General features: G+C 57.2%; 12 protein-coding genes. 5 read left to right on the top strand and 7 right to left on the bottom strand.

Features of this window, described 5'->3' with window-relative positions:
• Positions 1–93: 93 nt before the first annotated feature.
• Positions 94–1,506: a TrkH family potassium uptake protein gene (locus tag KYE_RS01475; RefSeq protein WP_169702211.1), complete on the top strand. Its 1,413-nt coding sequence runs from the start codon at positions 94–96 to the stop codon at positions 1,504–1,506.
• A gap of 3 nt (positions 1,507–1,509) precedes the next feature.
• On the opposite strand, the gene glgP (KYE_RS01470) is transcribed toward KYE_RS01475, so the two are convergent.
• The 5 genes from glgP (KYE_RS01470) to glgC form a co-directional block, all read right to left on the bottom strand.
• Positions 1,510–4,044, bottom strand: a complete 2,535-nt coding sequence (gene glgP, locus KYE_RS01470; protein ID WP_008169709.1) for an alpha-glucan family phosphorylase — start codon at positions 4,042–4,044, stop codon at positions 1,510–1,512.
• A 42-nt stretch (positions 4,045–4,086) separates the two neighbouring features.
• Complete coding sequence (locus KYE_RS01465) at positions 4,087–4,446, bottom strand: PilZ domain-containing protein (RefSeq protein ID WP_039881769.1); 360 nt, start codon at positions 4,444–4,446, stop codon at positions 4,087–4,089.
• 100 nt (positions 4,447–4,546) lie between these two features.
• A complete protein-coding gene (malQ, locus tag KYE_RS01460) occupies positions 4,547–6,040 on the bottom strand; it encodes a 4-alpha-glucanotransferase (RefSeq protein ID WP_008169705.1) in 1,494 nt (497 codons plus the stop codon).
• Positions 6,037–7,764 (bottom strand): glycoside hydrolase family 57 protein, encoded by a 1,728-nt coding sequence (locus KYE_RS01455; protein ID WP_008169703.1) that lies wholly within the window; start codon positions 7,762–7,764, stop codon positions 6,037–6,039. The genes malQ and KYE_RS01455 overlap by 4 nt, the downstream gene beginning before the upstream one ends.
• Positions 7,754–9,019, bottom strand: coding sequence for a glucose-1-phosphate adenylyltransferase (gene glgC / locus KYE_RS01450; RefSeq protein ID WP_008169701.1), 1,266 nt, complete (start codon positions 9,017–9,019; stop codon positions 7,754–7,756). Before glgC ends, KYE_RS01455 begins: the two co-directional genes overlap by 11 nt.
• Before the next feature lie 203 nt (positions 9,020–9,222).
• On the opposite strand from glgC, the gene glgB reads away from it, so the two are divergent.
• Genes glgB through glgP (KYE_RS01435) form a run of 3 tightly spaced genes read left to right on the top strand, consistent with a single transcriptional unit; the run spans position 9,223 to position 15,154 of the window.
• Positions 9,223–11,109, top strand: coding sequence for a 1,4-alpha-glucan branching protein GlgB (gene glgB / locus KYE_RS01445; protein WP_008169699.1), 1,887 nt, complete (start codon positions 9,223–9,225; stop codon positions 11,107–11,109).
• Positions 11,106–12,569: a glycogen synthase GlgA gene (glgA, locus tag KYE_RS01440; RefSeq protein ID WP_008169697.1), complete on the top strand. Its 1,464-nt coding sequence runs from the start codon at positions 11,106–11,108 to the stop codon at positions 12,567–12,569. The genes glgB and glgA overlap by 4 nt, the downstream gene beginning before the upstream one ends.
• A gap of 32 nt (positions 12,570–12,601) precedes the next feature.
• Positions 12,602–15,154, top strand: coding sequence for an alpha-glucan family phosphorylase (gene glgP, locus KYE_RS01435; protein WP_193364064.1), 2,553 nt, complete (start codon positions 12,602–12,604; stop codon positions 15,152–15,154).
• A 19-nt stretch (positions 15,155–15,173) separates the two neighbouring features.
• Here the strand turns inward: glgP (KYE_RS01435) and KYE_RS01430 are convergent, their stop codons facing one another.
• Together KYE_RS01430 and KYE_RS01425 are read right to left on the bottom strand one after the other, a co-directional pair.
• Positions 15,174–15,833, bottom strand: a complete 660-nt coding sequence (locus KYE_RS01430; RefSeq protein WP_008169693.1) for an alpha/beta hydrolase — start codon at positions 15,831–15,833, stop codon at positions 15,174–15,176.
• A gap of 33 nt (positions 15,834–15,866) precedes the next feature.
• On the bottom strand, positions 15,867–17,063 hold the full coding sequence (locus tag KYE_RS01425) for a lysophospholipid acyltransferase family protein (protein WP_008169692.1): 1,197 nt from the start codon (positions 17,061–17,063) through the stop codon (positions 15,867–15,869).
• A 217-nt stretch (positions 17,064–17,280) separates the two neighbouring features.
• Between KYE_RS01425 and recQ the strand changes: the two genes are divergently transcribed.
• Positions 17,281–19,089, top strand: a 1,809-nt coding sequence (gene recQ / locus KYE_RS01420) for a DNA helicase RecQ (protein ID WP_008169691.1), incomplete at its 3' end; no start/stop codon positions are given.

Here is a 19,089-nt window from a genome sequence, read left to right as displayed (position 1 = left end):
GACCCCACAGGTATTCTGACGCCGTCTCCCGGTATCAGCTGGCTCGAGCATCCATTGAGAAATCTCTACCCCGTCATTTTCATTGTCAGCGTCATGTTCGTGCTTTTGAGCATTTTCATGACATTGCCTGTCATCCTGCTTGCGGGCTCTGAAGCGCCGAACGCCATGGCGTTTGCAGAATCGGCCGCCATTGTCTGGGGGCTCGGTATACTGGGAATGGCCGCCACCTACCGCAAACCGAGAGATCTGAAGCCCAGGTACATGTTCGTACTCACGGTATCTTCGTGGTTCATTATTGCCCTGTTTTCATCGCTTCCTTTCTATCTGAGTGACCTGGGCATTTCTGCCGCAGACGCCTTTTTCGAGGGCACCTCGGGGATTACCACCACCGGGGCAACGGTGCTCAGCGGCCTCGATGATATGGACAGGGATCTTTTGATCTGGCGGTCCATTCTGCAATGGATTGGTGGTATCGGAATTATCGGTATGTTCGTTGCGGTACTCCCGTTTCTGCGGGTCGGCGGCATGCGGCTGTTCGCCACCGAGTCTTCGGAATGGACCGACAAGGCTCTGCCAAGGATGAAAACACTCAGCCGTGGCTTGCTGGTGGTTTATCTGGCGTTTTCGATCATTGCGGTGGTTACCTACTGGTTTTCTGGCATGACGCTCTTCGATGCCTTCAACCATGGTCTTACCAGCATCGCCACCGGTGGCTTTTCCACCTCGGATCTGTCCATGGGCAAGTTCAATGATCTGATCCTCATGGAAGCCACATTTTTCATGATTATCGGCAGCTTGCCCTTCTTCCTTTTCGTGCGTGAAATGCATGGCCAACACGGCGTTCTTTTCCGGGATCAGCAGGTGCGATTGTTTCTCGCTATCCTGTTTTTCGTACCGCTGCTTCTAACTCTTTACCGCTGGATGGTGTCACCGGTCCCCTTCGATCCCATCCATAACTATGCCTCTACCCTGTTTAACGTCACTTCTGTGGTAACCACCACCGGCTATGCCTCCGAAGATTATTCGGCCTGGGGCCCTCTGGCGTTCGTGCTGTTCTTTTTCCTGATGTTCGTGGGCGGCTGCTCTGGTTCCACGGCCGGCGGCATGAAAATCTTCCGGTTCCAGCTTTCCCTGATCATCCTGCGTGAGCAGTTGATGCGCCTGCTGCACCCTCGTGCGGTTCTTACCCGTAATTACAATGGCCGGGCCGTGAGTGATGAGATTATCTCGTCGATGATCGCCTACACGTTTATCTTCCTGCTCTGTCTTTTGCTGATCACGGTTGCCCTGGCCGCCATGCAGCTGGACTTTGTCACGGCACTGTCCGGCGCCCTCACCTCGCTGACCAATGTCGGCCCCGGCCTTGGGGACATAATCGGCCCTGCGGGTAATTTCGGGCCGCTTCCCGATGCGGCAAAATGGGTACTGTCTGTGGGTATGCTGATGGGGCGTCTGGAGATACTGAGCGTGGTGATCGTTCTATCGCCGGCATTCTGGCGCAGCTGAGGCCTACCTGAGCCAGAGTATGGCGGGGTTTTCCAGGGGAAGGTTCAGGCGTTCATCCCGCACTCGCAGGCGCGGCGTGTAGTGTCCTTCGGGGCGTGGAGGCACTGTGCATTCATAAAGATAGGTATGAGGGGAACCACCCAGCGGATGTTTCATCTGCATGGCCGTAATGGTTCTTGGGCCATGCTCGGAATCCTCTGCAACAAGCTCTACTGCAATCCGCTGCTCGTCAATTCCATCCAGATAGACTTCCACGGTGAAAGTCTGGCTACCCGAATCTTCGCTTGTATTGAAGCTGTTGAAACGCAACCGGGACCAGTGCCTGGAGATTTCTCCGTATTCACCAATTAACTCCCTTGCAGTCTCGGAGCTGCGCCGGCTCCCCATTTCTGCCATGGGGAGATAGAACTGCTCTACGTATTCCCGCACCATCCGGTTGGCAGAATAGGCCGCCGTCAGTTGATCCATGCTTGCGCGCATACGTCCAACCCAGTTCCGGGGAATACCTTCGCTGTCGACGTCATAGAACCCGGGAATTACCTCGTTCTCCAACAGATCAAACAGCTGTTCCATGTCTGAGAGATCGTGGTCGTGATTGTTTGACCCGCTTAGCTCGTCAAACGTAGCGCCAGGTCGAATAGCCCAGCCCACATCCGGGTTCCAGGCCTCCGCCCACCAGCCATCGTACTGTGACAGGTTCAGTCCCCCGTTCACGAGTACCTTCATGCCACTGGTGCCGCAGGCTTCCCAAGGGTGTCTCGGACAATTGAGCCACACATCCACGCCCTGGATAAGCTGGTTGGCCACGCCCAGATCGTAGTCTTCAATAAACACCACCTTGCCCTCGACATCCGGTCGCCGGGAGAAGGCTTTCCATCGCCGGATGATGTCTTTCCCCGGGAGATCGTAGGGGTGGGCCTTGCCTGCAAGCACAATCTGAATCGGGCGATCGCGGCTGGCAAGCAGTTTGAGCAGGCGCTCCTGATCCTTGAGCAGGAGATCTGGTCGCTTGTATTCCGTAAACCGGCGGGCAAAGCCCAACGTGAGGGTTTCATGGTCCAACAAAAGGCCACACGCGGCTTCATGGTTGTTTCCGGGGTTTTGTTCGCAATGCTGGCTTGCAAGCCTTCGCCGGAGGTAGGTAATCAGCCTTGCGCGCTCCAGGCGCCTCATTTCCCATAATTCTTCGTCGGCGATGTTTGTCATCGGGCAGGTGCTCTGGAGAGGCCTGCGCCAGCGATCCTTGCCACAGGCCCGGGTCCAGATGGCGTCGGATTCCGGAGAATCCCAGCTCGGCGTGTGGATGCCATTGGTCACGTAGTCCGCCGGAATGTCTTCGGCTGGCCAGCGCGGGAAGAAAGGTTGGAAAATGGTCTGGGTGACCTTCTGGTGGATGCGGCTGACACCGTTGAACCGACCACACATATTGAGGGCCAGCAAGGCCATATTGAGTTTAAGGTCAGTCGACTGATTGTCTGCGTTTGAGGGCTGGCTTCCCAATGCCAGCAATTGATCGACATTCAGGTCGCGGCCTTCGAGCCAGGGTGTCAGATACAGTCGCAATAGCGATCGGGAGAAATGATCAAAGCCGGACGCCACCGAGGTGTGCGTGGTAAACAGATTGGTCGCCCTGGTTGCGGTTCGAGCTGTCTGGAAATCACTTTCATGGTCGTCCTGCCAGCTGAAGGCCCTCTCTATGAGCGCCAGGGCACAGTGGCCCTCATTCAGATGGCAGAGTGACGGGGATTTCCCAAGTTGTTCCAGCAGGCGCCAGCCACCGATGCCCAATACCATTTCCTGCTGCAGGCGCTTTTCCGGGTCACCGGTATAGAGTTCGCTGGTAATACCGCGGTCGCCCGGTTCGTTTCGGGGGTCATTGCTATCGAGCAGCAAAAGCTCGCATCGGCCCACCTGGGCTTTCCAGGCCCGAAGGCGCACGTGTCGTCCCGGGAAAGGCACAATCACCCTCACCCACTGGTCGTCAGCGTCCCGCAGGGGCGAGACGGGCAGCATGGTGGGGTCGTTGTATGGGTAGAACTCCAGCTGTTCGCCATCGGTGCTGATGGCCTGGCGAAAGTAGCCCTGCTGGTACAGCAGACCTACCGCCATGACTGGTGCACCCAGATCGCTGGACGCCTTCAGAAAATCGCCGGCCAGGACGCCCAGACCACCGCTGTATAGCGGCAGCGATTCGCTCAGACCATATTCCATGCAGAAATAGGCAACGCCCTCGCCCAGATCGCCCGGACAATCGGTCGAATACCAGGTGTCAGCCTCTGTAAAAGCCTGGTGAGCATGAATCTGCTCACGGTAGCGTTGCTGAAAGTCGGGGTCTGCGGCCAGTTCTTCCAGCCGCTCCCCGGACACGCTGTTCAAAACCAGCCACGCGTTCCGCGTGGTGTCCCAGATGTCCGAATCAAGAGCGCGCCAGAGCTCATCGGTACCGTGATGCCAGGTCCACCGAAGGTCCAGCGCCAACTGGAACAATCCGTTCAGGGATTCCGGCAAGGACCGCGGGGTATAGGCTGCCAGGGTCAAATTCGAGCTCCTTGGGCACTTTCTATCCTTGTTCGGGGCGAACTATGCTTGTTTACGGCGAACAGGAAAATAATTGACTGGCATGTGGTGGCTTTTCAGCCAGTTAATGAGTGAAGAGATTGTAAAACTGTCGTTCTCGACGCCTTCGAAGTCGACACCAAGGCCGCGGTCTGACTTCCGCACAACATGGGCCTTCAGCCGACGGAACCGCTTTTCCTGGGTATCCGGAAAACGGAACTCCAGTTCCACAGTCTGGTTTAACTGAACGTCAGTGTAGTCCGTGGCAATGAACAGACCACGTTTGGAGGCATCGCGAATCTGACCGGTCGCAACCGGCATCCCGCGCTTGTATACCAACAGCCCAAGCTTTCCCTGTACGCGTTTACTGAGTCTGTGTTCCATGTTCCCCCCTCGTGACTCATCTTGAACGCCAATTGTTGATACTGCTTGTGTGTTATATCGAAGGTTGGGGCCCGCCTCTTTGATGCTGATCAAAAAATGCTCAGACCGGAGGAAGGCGCCCATGTCGTTTTACCGATTCAGCGATTATTTTCGACAAGTCTTTCTCGGGAAAATTCCAGTCCAGTTGCCATGTCCAGTTATTTGTAATGGTGCCCGGCGTATTGAACCTTGCCTCGGTTCCAAGACCGAGGAAATCCTGCATAGGCACCACGGCCACTGAGCAGACCGAGCGGAACGCCGCTTCAATTACCGGCCATGGCATCCCATCACCACTGATGGCCAGATAATCGTTCACATAGTGCCGGGTACGGTCATCCAGGCTGCGGTACCACCCCAGTGTTGTATCGTTATCGTGGGTCCCGGTGTAGACAAGATCCCGGGGCTGGTGGTTGTGAAGCAGATGCGGATTGTTTGGGCTGCCGTCGAAGCCAAATTGCATCACCGTCATCCCTGGCAGTCGGAAGCGATGACGAAGTTCTTCCACATCGTCGCTGATGATGCCGAGATTTTCGGCCACCAGGGGTAAATCCGGGAAGCGGTCGAAGCAGGCCTGTAGAAAATGGTCAGAGGGGCCGGGAACCCAATAGCCGTTTCGTGGCTGAGGGGCCTCAGCCGGGATCTCCCAATAGGCCTGAAGCCCCCGAAAATGGTCTATCCGGATCAGATCGAACAGATGGCGCTGGCTTTCGAGCCGTTGAAGCCACCACTGGTAGCCATCTTCCGCCATGATCTGCCAGTTGTAGAGTGGATTACCCCAGTGCTGACCTTCCTCGGAAAAATAGTCCGGCGGCACACCGGCAACCACAGTAGGTTCGCCCCGGGCGTCCAGTTTGAAGAACTGTCGGTTGGCCCAGACATCGGCGCTGTCTTGAGCGACAAATATGGGGATATCACCAAACAGCAAAACATTGCGGCTTCGTGCATAGTCCCTGAGTGCCTGCCACTGGTGGTTGAACAGGAACTGCTCAAACCTGATGCGAGCCAGTCTGGCCTGGTTCTGGTCGACAAAGGCCTGCAAGGCAGCCGGCTCCCGATCCCTCAAGTGCTCTGGCCACTGGAGCCAGCCTGGCGACTCCTGAACCTCCCGGATTGCGCAGAACAGACAGAAATCATCCAGCCAGTAATCATTTCTTGCCCGGAAAGCTTCAAATCCGGCCAGATCAAGGCCCTTCCGGCCTGTGGCATGGCCCTCGTAAAACCGTTGGGCGGCGATGGCCAGCAGCTGCTGGCGGGATTCGGCGATGGGCTGGGCCAGTTCAGCATCGGCCAGCAGTCCGGTCTGCAGCAGTTCAGCGAGGTCAATAAAATCCTGGTTGCCCGCGTGGGCACTCAGGGACTGGTACGGTGAAAGATCCTGGTGGGTTGGTCCAATAGGCAGTGTCTGCCAGATGGTGATGCCACTGTCGGCCAGAAAATCGACGAACCGGCGGGCGCCGGCGCCCAGAACACCGAGGCTTCCGGGCAGGCAGGTCGGGTGAAGCAGCACACCGGCCCTTCGGGCACTGAACAGATCCTTGTCGTTCGCTGAAGTCATGCAGGATGGTCCGCCTCATGGCCCGGCCGCATGGTGCCGCCGCGAGCTGGTTCCCCGCTGCCCTGGCTGAGCTTCTGAAACACGGATGGCGGCGCCGGGTAGCCGATCATTTCATAGAGGTTGACGAGGTGACGGCGATACAGATGCTCAAAGTCGCTGACGATCTGGGCCGGGTTATAGTCACCAAACCACCAGAACCAGTCGGACCCTTCGCAGATAGCCAGTTGCTGCATGGCGGCTGCTTTCTGCTCCGAATTGAGGCTGCCGTTGTCCATCACCCGGTCGAAGTGGGTTTTGGCTTCACAGAGCAGATCCCAGGCCCGGTTCTTGTCCGGGTCACCGATCCAGGTGGAGAACGTGCCATAAATCCAGCTGCCGGCCACAAGATGCGGCAAACGAACCGGCGCGGCTACGGGGTTCGCCACCAGATCGGCATAAGTGGTCAATCTGAGCCGGGGGTGGTTTGCCAGTACCCGATAAAGTTCGTCGAGGAAGTGAAAACCGTTCTCGGGGTAATACTCCCAGGCATTTTCGCCATCCATGATCACGGAAATCACCGGCTTCGTCTTGCCCTTGGCCTGCCCCGCAATGTTTTCCATGTGATGCACCAGGTCGCCAACGGCATCCCTGGCGTGCCAGTCTGCATAAGTAAAACCGATCAGATCCGACAGACCGTCGTCACGGAAGAAGACGGCGGTATCCGATTCGCCGAACGTATAGGGCTGGTGAATCCCGGCATCGGGCAAATCCGGGTTGTCCTGCCGGGCCAGATTGAGGCTGTTGTGCACCACAGAATCTCCGCTGGCAGTCCATCGAAATTGATGTTGATCCAGCAGGCCCAGTGTGGCCTGGCTAAGGCCACCCTCGGAAGCCCAGCAGCCGGAGGGATCAACACCGAAGAAGCGCTGAAAAACGGTCCTAGCCTGTTGGAGCTGCCATGCGGCGCGCGCTTCACCCTCCGGGTAATGGCTGTGTGCTGGCAAAGCAATATCCGGCATGGCCTCGCGGGCAGCACCCAGGTCGATCAACAGAGGGAGCATGGCATGGGTATAGGGGCTGACAGACAACTCCACCTGCCCTTTTTGCGCAAGATGCCGGTACCTTGGGCCGATGCCGGATAGCACATCAAAAATCACGTCGAGAAGAGCCTTCCGGTCATCCATCGAAAAGTTGTGGCCCTTCTCCTGAAGGCTCTGGATGCAATGGCTGCTTCTGCGGATGGTTTCTCCCATCCAGCCAAGGTGGTACCAAACCAGCAAGTCGGAAAGAAACCGGCTTGAAATGTATCTCTGCAGCTCGGGCTTTTTGCGGTAAACCTCTGCAAGCTCCGCCAACTGCGCGTAGGCCGGATACCGATTGATGATCCGTTCCCGGTTGGCCCGCAGAGACTTTTCGATCAATCCCAGAAACGCAGGCGTTCCGGTTTCCGGCAACTGTTCTGCAACCAGAGCTGCGAGCAAAGGATCGCCGATCTCGCCAGCGCCATGGCGCCATTTTTCAATCTGGATAAGGTAGGTCTCGATCTGCTCAAGCAGAACCGGGGCAAAATTGACTACCGCCCTGGCGTCCGGATTTGCTTCCAGATGCGCCGCCATGTCGCTGTAATCCTTGATGGTATGAAGGTACACCCAGGGAAACAGGAACTGATCAGTGCGCATATCCTGATAAGACGGCTGGTGCATGTGCCAGCAGAGTACAACCGGTGTTTTGGTGTCAGAGGCCATGGGGATAATCCTGCCCGAGCATCTCGGGCGTGATCAGCACAATACCTTTGGGCGATACATGAAAACGCTTCCGGTCATCGGCCTCGTCGAAACCTATCCTCGTCCCTTCGGGGATGCGGCAGCCACGATCAATCAAGGCATTGCGGATGTGGCAGTGACGGCCAATCTCGACATCCGGGTAGATGACCGAATCCGAGATTTCACTATATGAATGAATCTTAACTTGCGAAAACAACAAGGAATGCTTCACCAGAGCGCCGGAGACAATACAGCCGCCGGCCACCATGGAGTCCACAGCCATGCCCCGTCGATTGTCATCATCGAAAACAAACTTTGCGGGTGGCAGCTGTTCCTGATAGGTCCATATCGGCCAGTGGGAATCATAGAGATTGAGCTCCGGGCTGATTCCGATCAGCTCCAGGTTTGCCTGCCAGAGTGCGTCCACGGTGCCCACATCGCGCCAATAGGCCGGCTTGTTTTCAACCGGATTACGGAACGGGAAGGCGACCACCCGCAAACGCTTGATGACGGAGGGAATAATGTCCTTGCCGAAATCGTGGGACGATTCGCCATCCATCTGCTGGTCGCGCATGAGCTCGTCGAAGAGCACCTGGGTGCTGAACACATAGATGCCCATGGATGCCAGCGCCTTTCCGGGCTGGCCAGGCATTGGCTTGGGCTGTTCGGGCTTCTCGACGAACTCGGTGACCCTCAACTCGTCATCTACCGACATCACCCCGAATGCCGAGGCTTCATCGATAGGTACTTCAATACAGCCCACGGTAATATCGGCATCATTCTCCACGTGATGGGCCAGCATAGTGCCGTAGTCCATCTTGTACACGTGATCACCCGCAAGAATCAGCACATACTCTGGCTGGTGGCTGCGAATGATGTCGAGGTTTTGAAGCACAGCGTCTGCCGTTCCCTCATACCAGGAAGTCTCGATCCGTTGTTGCGCAGGTAAGAGCTCTACGAACTCATCCAGTTCTCCCCGGAGAAACCCCCAACCCCGCTGGATATGGCGGATCAGGGAATGGGATTTGTACTGGGTGATCACACCAACCTGCCCGATGCCGGAGTTGATGCAGTTCGAGAGTGGAAAATCGATAATCCGGAACTTGCCGCCAAAGGGCACCGCCGGTTTGGCCCGCCATTTGGTGAGATCGTGGAGGCGGGATCCCCGCCCTCCGGCAAGTACCAGAGCAAGAGTCTGACGAGTGAGACGACTGACGAAACGCTTGGCCGTTTGCATAGCTGCTTCCCTGAAGAAAACCTTCCCTGTAACCGGTCGTTTAACCGCAAGGGTTTGCCACGTTTTTGACGCCCTAAACTATAGTAGAACACTAGCACGGAATTATGACGTAAACTTGTTTTGGGTCATTTTTTAAACAGGCCCTTTCGCGTCCAATGAAGGGACGCTCAAAGCGCCTCATCTGGTCAGGAACAGCACGGTCTATGGACAGTCCAACGCTCAGCGAATTCGACCTCCACCTTTTTGCCGAGGGTCGCCACTGGCACATTTACAACGTGCTCGGTGCCCATGTCTGCAGGAACCGAGGTGTGGAAGGTGTCCGGTTTGCAGTCTGGGCCCCCCACGCCAGCGCCGTCAGTGTTGCCGGTGACTTTAACGAATGGAACGCGGGCATCCATCCCATGTCGTTGCATGAAGGCACGGGGGTTTGGTCCTGCTTTATCCCGGGCATCGGTAACGGCGTTCTCTATAAATTCGCCATCACGACGGACAAAGGCCGGCAGATTCTGAAAACCGATCCCTACGGACAGGCTTTCGAGCTCAGGCCCTCCACCGCTGCTGTAGTCACCGAGCGCGGCCATTTTGGCTGGGGCGATGGCGACTGGCTGGCCCGGCGGGGTCGCTGGAACTGGCAGGATTCGCCTATCTCCATCTACGAGGTTCATGCCGCCTCCTGGCGCCACCATGGTTCGGGTCGGTGGCTGACCTATCGGGAACTGGCGGACCAACTCATTCCCTATGTGCTCGAACTGGGCTTCACCCACATTGAACTGTTGCCGGTCACGGAACACCCCCTGGATGAATCCTGGGGATACCAGACGACCGGATACTACGCGCCCACCAGTCGGTTCGGCACGCCGGACGATCTTCGTTATCTGGTGGACCAATGCCACCGGCACAACATCGGCGTGATTCTGGACTGGGTACCGGGACATTTCCCGACCGATGAACACGCCCTTGCCCGCTTTGATGGCAGCGCGCTTTACGAACATGAAGATCCCCGCAAAGGGCGCCATCAGGACTGGGGCACACTCATCTACAACTATGGCCGGCATGAGGTGCGGAACTTCCTGATCGGCAGTGCCTTGTTCTGGCTGGACGCCTTTCATATCGACGGGCTCAGGGTGGATGCGGTGGCTTCCATGCTGTACCTCAACTACTCCCGCAAGGAAGGCGAATGGGAGCCCAACGTGCATGGAGGCCATGAAAACCTCGAAGCCATTGAGTTCCTGCGGGAATTGAACCAGGTCTGCCAAAGCCGCTTCCCCGGAACGCTGGTCTGTGCGGAAGAATCGACCTCCTGGCCACGTGTAACCCGGCCACCGGAAATTGGCGGACTCGGGTTCAACCTGAAATGGAACATGGGCTGGATGCACGACACCCTGGACTATCTGGCACAGGATCCGGTGTATCGTCAGTATCATCACGACAAGCTGACCTTTGGGCTGCTCTACGCCTTCTCGGAGAATTTCCTGCTCCCGCTTTCCCACGACGAAGTGGTTCATGGCAAAGGCAGCCTGATCAACAAAATGACCGGCGACGAATGGCAACAGAGAGCTACCTTGAGGGTGCTTTTTACCTACATGTTCAGTTACCCGGGCGCCAAACTTCTTTTCATGGGCGGTGAGTTCGGCCAGCGGCGGGAGTGGAGTGAATTCCGGGAACTGGACTGGTCTCTACTGGCCTACCCGGAGCATCAGGGTATTAAAAAGCTGGTTCAGGACCTGAACGGTATCTACCGGCGGGAGGTGTCGTTACATGGCGCCTGCTTCAAGCCGGATGGTTTCGAGTGGATTGACTGCCATGATTCCCCCCAGTCAGTGATCAGTTTCCTGCGCACCGCCAAGGGCGAAACCTCGGTGATTGTCGTTAATTTCACACCGATGCCCAGACACCACTATCGGATCGGCCTGCCTGAAGGTGGCAACTGGCGGGAAATTTTTAATTCCGATTCAGAGTATTACGGTGGGAGTAATCTGGGAAATCCCTACCCCATGCCTGCGGATGCCCAGCCCTGGATGAACCGTGAGTGGTCCGTGGAACTAACCCTGCCACCACTGGGCGCGATCATTCTGAGGCCGGCTTTATGATCCGGGTGCTGTTTGCAACCAGTGAGGTTTATCCCTTGATGAAAACCGGCGGTCTTGCCGACGTTTCTGCAAGTTTGCCGGAAGCGCTCTGCCGCCTGGAATACGACGTACAGATACTTCTACCGGGCTATCCCGATGCTTTGAGAGCGGCAAGAAAGGCAGGCTCCCGAAGGAAGGCGCGGTTTCAGCTGGGGCAATACAATGTGAGCCTCTGGCAGACCCGACTGCCCGGCACCGCTGTCACGCTATGGCTAGTGGACTGTCCGCCATTGTTTGATCGCCCTGGCAACCCCTACAAGAACGAGGAAGGCAAAGACTGGTGGGACAATGCCCATCGCTTTGAGCTGTTCGGAAAGGTCGGCGCCATGATCGCCATGGGAGAGGCAGGCCTGTCCTGGAGACCGGATCTGGTTCACTGCAACGACTGGCAAACCGGGCTGATACCGGTATTTCTAGAGGCCTACCACGACAGGCCCGGCACTGTGTTTACCATCCATAACCTCGCCTACCAGGGACTCTTCTCCCACGAGACTTTCCGTGCCCTGGCTCTGCCTGATTCGCTCTGGAACCTCGAGCAGCTTGAATTCTACGGGCAGCTTTCGTTCATCAAGGGCGGCCTCGTTTTCAGTGACCGAATCACCACCGTCAGCCCGACCTATGCGCTCGAGATCCAGACCCCGGAATTCGGTAATGGACTTGATGGTTTGCTCCGACACCGCCAGGACGCGCTCACCGGCATTCTCAACGGCATCGATAACCGGGTCTGGAATCCCGAGGAGGACCCTGAACTGTCTTTTCACTATGGTCGGAATCACTTGAAGAACAAGGCGCAGTGCCAGGCCGGCCTGCAGCAAGAGCTCGGGCTGGAGGTAAACGGCGGTCCACTACTGGGCTTCATCGGTCGACTGGTTGAACAGAAAGGCGTGGACTGGCTGGTTTCGGTGATGCCGCGCCTGCTGGAACAGGGTTGCCAGTTTGTCGTTCTTGGTTCCGGTGAAGCCAGTTACGAGGAGCCCCTGAAACGCCTTGCCCGGCAATGGCCGGGGCAAATGTCTCTCACGTTGGGCTACAACGAGGGGCTCTCCCATCGCATCACGGCCGGATGTGACCTGTTCCTGATGCCATCGAGATTCGAGCCCTGTGGGCTCAACCAGATGTACAGCCTCAGGTACGGCACGATTCCGGTGGTGCACGGTGTTGGCGGGCTGGCAGACACGGTCCAGGACCCTCAGGAGGTTGGCATCGACAAGGCCACCGGATTCGTTTTTACCGGCGCCAATGCCGATTCGTTACTGGCTGCCGTAAACCGCGCGCTACAGGTTTTTGAAAAACGTAAGCAATGGCGGCGATTGCAGGACAACGGCATGGCGATCGACTATTCCTGGAAGCAGCGGGCTCGCACCTATGGCGATCTGTATCAACGTATTCTCAAAGAACGTGACCAACAACAGCTGGATTAGTGCGAGCGCTTGCCCGCCTGGAGGCAACCAACATGCATAAAGCAACGGAATTCCGACTTGAAGCTCATCCCCTGCTTCCCGAACCCCTGGAACGACTGGAAGAGCTTGCCAATGACCTGTTCTACAGCTGGGACCACGGCGTTCGAAGCCTTTTTGTCCGTATTGACCTACCGCTATGGCAGAAAGTCGAGCACAACCCGAAGCTTTTCCTGCGGCGGGTTGCCCAGGATCGACTCGATGAAGCGTCTGAAGACCGGGCGTTTCTGGCCGAGTATCGTCGGGTCCTGAGCAGCTACGATGCCTATCTCGAGGCTGGCCCCGGCCCGGAAGTGACGGAGAAGCTCGATCCGGAACAGGCTCTTGTGGCTTACTTCTGTGCCGAATTCGGCTTCCACGAAAGTTTTCCGATCTATTCCGGCGGCCTGGGCATCCTTGCCGGCGACCATTGCAAGGCCGCCAGTGACCTGGCCCTGCCCTTTGTCGCTGTGGGTCTGTTGTATCGGCAGGGTTACTTTATCCAGAGTATCGACGCCCACGGTCAGCAGATTGCGCGCTACCAGTCCCATTCCAGCGATGAATTACCTATTTCACCGGTGGAGATAGACGGCAAGTGGCTCAAGGTCTCCGTCCCCTTCCCCGGGCGTGATGTTGTGGCGCGTGTGTGGGAAGCCCGCGTAGGCCATATCCGCTTATACCTGCTGGACAGCAATACCGAAGAAAACGGCCCGGAAGACCGGGATCTGACGCTCCAGCTTTACGGCGGCGACGAGTCCACGCGGATCAGCCAGGAAATGCTGCTTGGCATTGGTGGAACCCGGGTTGTGGAGGCGCTGAACCTAAAGCCGACCGTCTGGCATATCAACGAGGGCCATGCCGCATTCCAGATTCTGGAACGCTGCAGGCACACCATGGTTTCCGGGTTGAGTTTCGAGGCCGCGCTTGAAGCCGTTGCCGGCGCAACGCTGTTCACAACGCATACGCCGGTACCGGCTGGCCACGACATCTTCCCCCGCTCCCTCGTTCATCATGCCCTGGGGCGATATATCGAGGAATCTGCCCTGGATTTTGATCAGGTGTTTGCCCTGGGCTCGAAGGACGGTGGGGACAGTTTCAACATGACCAGTCTGGGCCTGCGCGGCTCTCGTTTCCACAACGGGGTGAGCCGGATTCACGGTGGTGTCGCCTCGTTGATGGAGGGCGATATCTGGCCCCAGGTGCCGTCGGCAGAAAACCCTATCGGGTACATTACCAACGGTGTGCACGTACCGACGTTTCTGGCGCCGGAATGGTCCAGCCTGTTCGATATACAGGCGCCCACGTGGAAAAGTGAACTCCGGAACCCGGAATTCTGGAAGTTTATCGACCAGATCCCGGACTATCACTACTGGAGCGTTCACAAGGCCCTGAAACAGCAAATGGGCGAATACATTGTCCAGCGGCTCAAGCGCCAGCATAAACGCAACGGCACCGGCCATTCCGTCACTGACAGGATGACCCGGCAGCTTGTTTCCTCGGAAAAAGACACGCTGGTTATCGGGTTTGCAAGGCGGTTCGCCACCTACAAACGCGCGACGCTGATCTTCTCGGACCTGGAACGCCTCGAAAGCATCCTTACCGATCCGGACCGCCCGGTGGTGCTGGTATTTGCCGGCAAGGCCCATCCCAAGGACAAACCCGGTCAGCAACTGATCAAGGTAATCCACGACCTTTCCATGCACCCTTCGTTGATGGGGCACCTGATTCTCCTGGAGGACTATGACCAGGCCATGGCCCGCAGGCTGCTCAGTGGCGTCGATGTGTGGCTGAACACACCGGAATACCCGAAAGAGGCCAGTGGCACCTCCGGCGAGAAAGCAGCCCTCAATGGCGCTCTTAATCTCAGCGTGCTCGACGGCTGGTGGGGCGAAGGCTATGACGGCAAAAATGGCTGGGGCATCCCTCCCAGGGATACCGAACTGGACCCTGAATTCCGGAATGAGGAAGAGGCCCGGGACCTGATCGATCTGCTCGAATTCGAAGTGGTTCCCCTCTACTACGAGCGCGCCTCCCAGGGCTTTTCGAAAGGCTGGGTCCAGCGATCCAAGGCTTCGATGAAGTCGATCACACCAAGGTTTAACGCCCGGCGTATGGTGATGGATTACGTCAATAACTATTACCAGCCGGCGTCAACCCAGGGTGCTTTGCTGATGGCCGACAACGGCGAGGTTGCCAAAGAACTTGCAGACTGGAAGGCAAGGGTCAGGCATGCCTGGCCGGGAGTGCAATTAAACGTGGTTGGCTGCGTCGAAGCTGCCTGCCCCCATGATGGCGGCGTAGAACTCAGAGTCGAGGCAAGGCTCAATGGCCTGTCAGCGGAGGATGTGCGGGTGGAGTGCCTGGTCAGCCCAGAATGCACCGGCACCCATAACAGCCCGGGGCCCGACAGTTTCTTGCTGGATAAGGAAAGCGAAGCGGAGGGGCGAACCGTGTTCTCTACACGCGTGCACCCCCCCTATCCCGGCTTGCAGACTCTCAGGCTCAGGATGTACCCCTATCACGAATCACTGACGCATCCGTTGGAGATGGGCGCCATGCTCTGGGTCTGACCCAGGGCATGGCGGTGCCTCAAAGCAGGTGCCGGCGAATGAATCGGCCGATGTCCTGTATTTCCTCAAGGCACACACTGTGTTCCATGGGGAATGTCTGATACGAAGGGTCGTAGCCCATCTCCTTCAGGGTTTCGACACTGCGCACACCCAGTGATTCCGGCACCATCGGATCGAAGGTTCCGTGATACACGCTGATCGGCACATCAGCATTGGCCTCAGAGCGCTCAACCGTGTCCGCGGTGGCGAAGTAAGTTGAAAGCGCCAGAACACCGCCAAAACGTTCCGGGTAGCTGAGCCCCAGTTCATAGGCAACGGCGCCTCCTTGGGAGAATCCGGCGATGATAATACGCTCCGGCGGGATGCCTTTGTGTTTTTGCTGCTCGACCAGTTTGGCGACCGCATCGGCAGACGCCCGCAACTGTTCCGTATCCACCACACGGTCGATATCCATGGCCTTGATGTCGTACCAGGCGGGCATGGACATGCCACCGTTGATGGTGACAGGCAGATTGGGCGCATGGGGAAAGATGAAGCGTACCGCTGTATCTTCCGGCAGGCCCAGTTCCGGCACTACGGGCTCGAAGTCGTGGCCGCTCGCACCAAGGCCATGAAGCCAGATGACGGCTGCGGTCGGGTTTTCCCCGGTTTCAATCTCAATGTACTGAAGATCCTGCACGGTTTACCTCATGTCTGAAAATTATGTGCCGGTTCATTCGGAATGGCCGGATTTCTCGGCATTGGCTTCGAGCGCGGTAACCACTGGGTTGGCATACATATCCAGCAGATAAGGCCGGATGGCCGGATCGCAGGCTTCCAGTCTCCGCTCCATCTCGGCTTCAGCAGCTTCCATTTCCGCCGGTGACCAGGTTTCGGCAGTAACCACTGAATCGCTGACGGTATCCGGCGTATCGTGGGCCTGGGGATGAAGACCACGCTGCTGATAAGCCACCAGGTTGGAGGCATGCAGGTGATAGTTTGCATGCATCTCCCGATCTATACGGGCGGCCAGATCTTTCGGGTTATCCGGTGAATCATGGATGGGCGCACCAAAGTGCACATGCACGTGCCCTTTGAAACCGGTCAGTCCCTTCATGATCTGTTCGGTATCTTCACCCTCTCGCTTGATGTACTGGCCGGTCCGGGCCCGGGTTTCCAGCTCCTGGGCTTTGTCGGCATCGCACGGATCGTACTCGTAGGCAATGGAAACTGGCACCACATGCAGCCGATTCATGGCTTCGTCAAACCCGAGCCCGCTTTTTTTGCGGCTCATATAGAACATCTTGATGATGGCGGGGTCGGTAAAGTCCAGCCCATCCTTCGCCCGGCCCTCGCGTTGGGCAATCCATATGCTGTGATTGGTATCGATGCTGTGGTTGATAAAGCCGGAGAGTGTGATGTAGGCATCACGCATCTCGCGGGGGCTTGTCATGCTGCGTCGCACTACAAAGCTCTTGTTCAGTCGCATCATTTCAGCGAACACCCGGTTGGCAAGCAGGTTGTCGCCAATCGCAATTCGGGTGGTATGGAAACCATTCTGGAACAGCTGGTAGTTCACCACCATGGGATCGAAAACAATGTCCCGATGGTTCGAAATAAACAGATAGGCGCCGCGCTTGTCGAGGTTCTCCAGCCCGCTGGTCGTTACTCGCGTGGTTGTGCTCTCAACCAGTTCACCCACGTAGCTGGAAAGCCCGGCCTGGAGATCATCGACTCGTGTGTAGTGACCAAAATGGCTGTTTAACCAGCGACGGGTAAACACACGCAACATGGCCGGCGCCCAGCGGGCCAGAGTCGGTGACTTGAAGCGACCGACCATATCCAGAAATTCCTGATCGTTGACCAGGCGGTTGATAGCAGCGCCGGTTTCTTCGTCCGAATAGGGACGGATGGCATCAAATTCCTGCATGGAAGCCCTGTTGTTATCAGTGTCTGTCACAGTATGGCGTGAAACGGTGGTTCAAAAACGCGGTATTGTAGCGTTTCTTAGATTAGTTTGCCTCCACCCGGCCCGTGGGTTTGCTGGCCAATCCTCAGGGTTAATCTGGTATCATTCGCCACTGCGCCGAACCCGGCACTCCACCCGAATCAATACAGCGGCTCCAAGCCGAGCAACCGGTTATTCTATGTATCTTGATCAGGATTTCGAACAGCTTTCCACCGAGCGCCCAACCACCTCGGGCCGTGATCCGGAACAGGTGCTGCACGAAGTCTTTGGTTATGAATCCTTCCGTCCGCTTCAGGGTGACATCATCCGGGAAGTATCGGAAGGCCGCGATGCACTTGTGCTCATGCCGACGGGCGGCGGTAAATCTCTTTGCTACCAGGTGCCGGCGCTGGTTCGCTCGGGCACTGCGATCGTAATTTCACCTCTGATTGCCCTGATGCAGGACCAGGTTGCGGCATTGAAAGAGCTAGGGGTCCGGGCTGCGTTCCTGAATTCAACCATGGATTTCGAGCAGGCCCGGGCGACTGAATACGCGCTCATGACCGGTGAGCTTGACCTTCTGTACTGCGCCCCTGAAAGACTGATACAGCCGCGCACCATCGAATTGCTGCATGACGCCTCCATCTCGCTGTTCGCTATCGACGAGGCTCATTGTGTGTCCCAATGGGGTCACGATTTCCGATCCGATTACCTTCAGCTCAGCATGCTGGCAGAACAGTTTCCCGGCGTACCCCGCATCGCGTTGACCGCAACCGCGGATGAGCGAACCCGAAAGGAAATTGCAGAACGACTGTCACTGACAGAGGCAAGACACTTCGTCAGTGGCTTCGATCGCCCCAACATTCAGTACCGTATAGCGCCAAAAATAAACGCGAACAAACAGTTACTGGATTTTATTAAAGCCGAACATGAGGGCGACTGCGGCATCGTTTACTGCCTGTCCCGGAACAAGGTCGACGCCACCGCGAAAACCCTGGCCCAGAAAGGCTATACCGCTCTGCCCTATCATGCAGGCCTGTCCTCGGAACAGCGTGCCCATCACCAGGAGCGGTTCCTGCGTGAAGACGGGGTGATTATTGTTGCCACCATCGCGTTCGGCATGGGTATCGATAAACCGGACGTGCGCTTTGTCGCCCATCTGGATCTGCCGAAGAGCCTTGAAGCCTACTATCAGGAAACCGGTCGGGCCGGGCGTGACGGCAAGCCGTCTACGGCCTGGATGGTTTATGGCCTGCAGGATGTCATCAAACTGCGCCAGATGCTGGAAAGCTCACAGGGTAACGATCATTTCAAGCGCGTGGAACGGCAGAAGCTGGATGCGATGCTGGGTCTTTGTGAGGTCACCAGTTGCCGGCGTCAGGTGCTGCTGCGTTATTTCGGGGACGAGCTTGAGCAACCCTGCGGCAATTGCGACACCTGCCTGAATCCACCGGACACCTGGGATGGAACTGTCGCCGTCCAGAAAGCCCTTTCCTGCGTTTTCCGAACGGGTCAGCGTTTCGGCGTTACCTATCTGATTGATGTTCTGCGAGGCTCGGAAAACGAGCGGATTCTCCAATCCGGGCACCACCAGGTGTCAACCTACGGCATTGGAACCGAACTGAGTGCCAACGAGTGGAAATCGGTCTACCGGCAACTGGTGGCCAATGGTTACCTCCGTGCAGATCCGGAGGGCTATGGTGCGCTCCAGTTGACCGAGCAGTGTCGGCCACTGCTGAAAGGACGTCATACCATTGAGCTGCGCAAGGACCCGGAAATCAAGAAGACAACCGGCCGGGCAAACGGCGGCCGGTCGGGTTCGCCGGTCTCAGAACAGATTACCGACAAGGCCGGCTGGGAGGCGCTTCGAGCCTGCCGCAAGGAGCTGGCTGACAAACAGGGCGTGCCGCCCTACGTCATTTTCCATGACACTACCCTGTTTGGAATGCTGGAACGCAAACCGCGCACCCTGGATGAGCTGGCGGAAGTCAGCGGCGTGGGCGCCGCC

It is taken from the genome of Marinobacter manganoxydans MnI7-9, from assembly GCF_000235625.1.
Classification (GTDB): domain Bacteria; phylum Pseudomonadota; class Gammaproteobacteria; order Pseudomonadales; family Oleiphilaceae; genus Marinobacter; species Marinobacter manganoxydans.
Note: the sequence above shows the minus strand (reverse complement) of the source record. Positions and strands in the feature narration are given on the sequence as shown.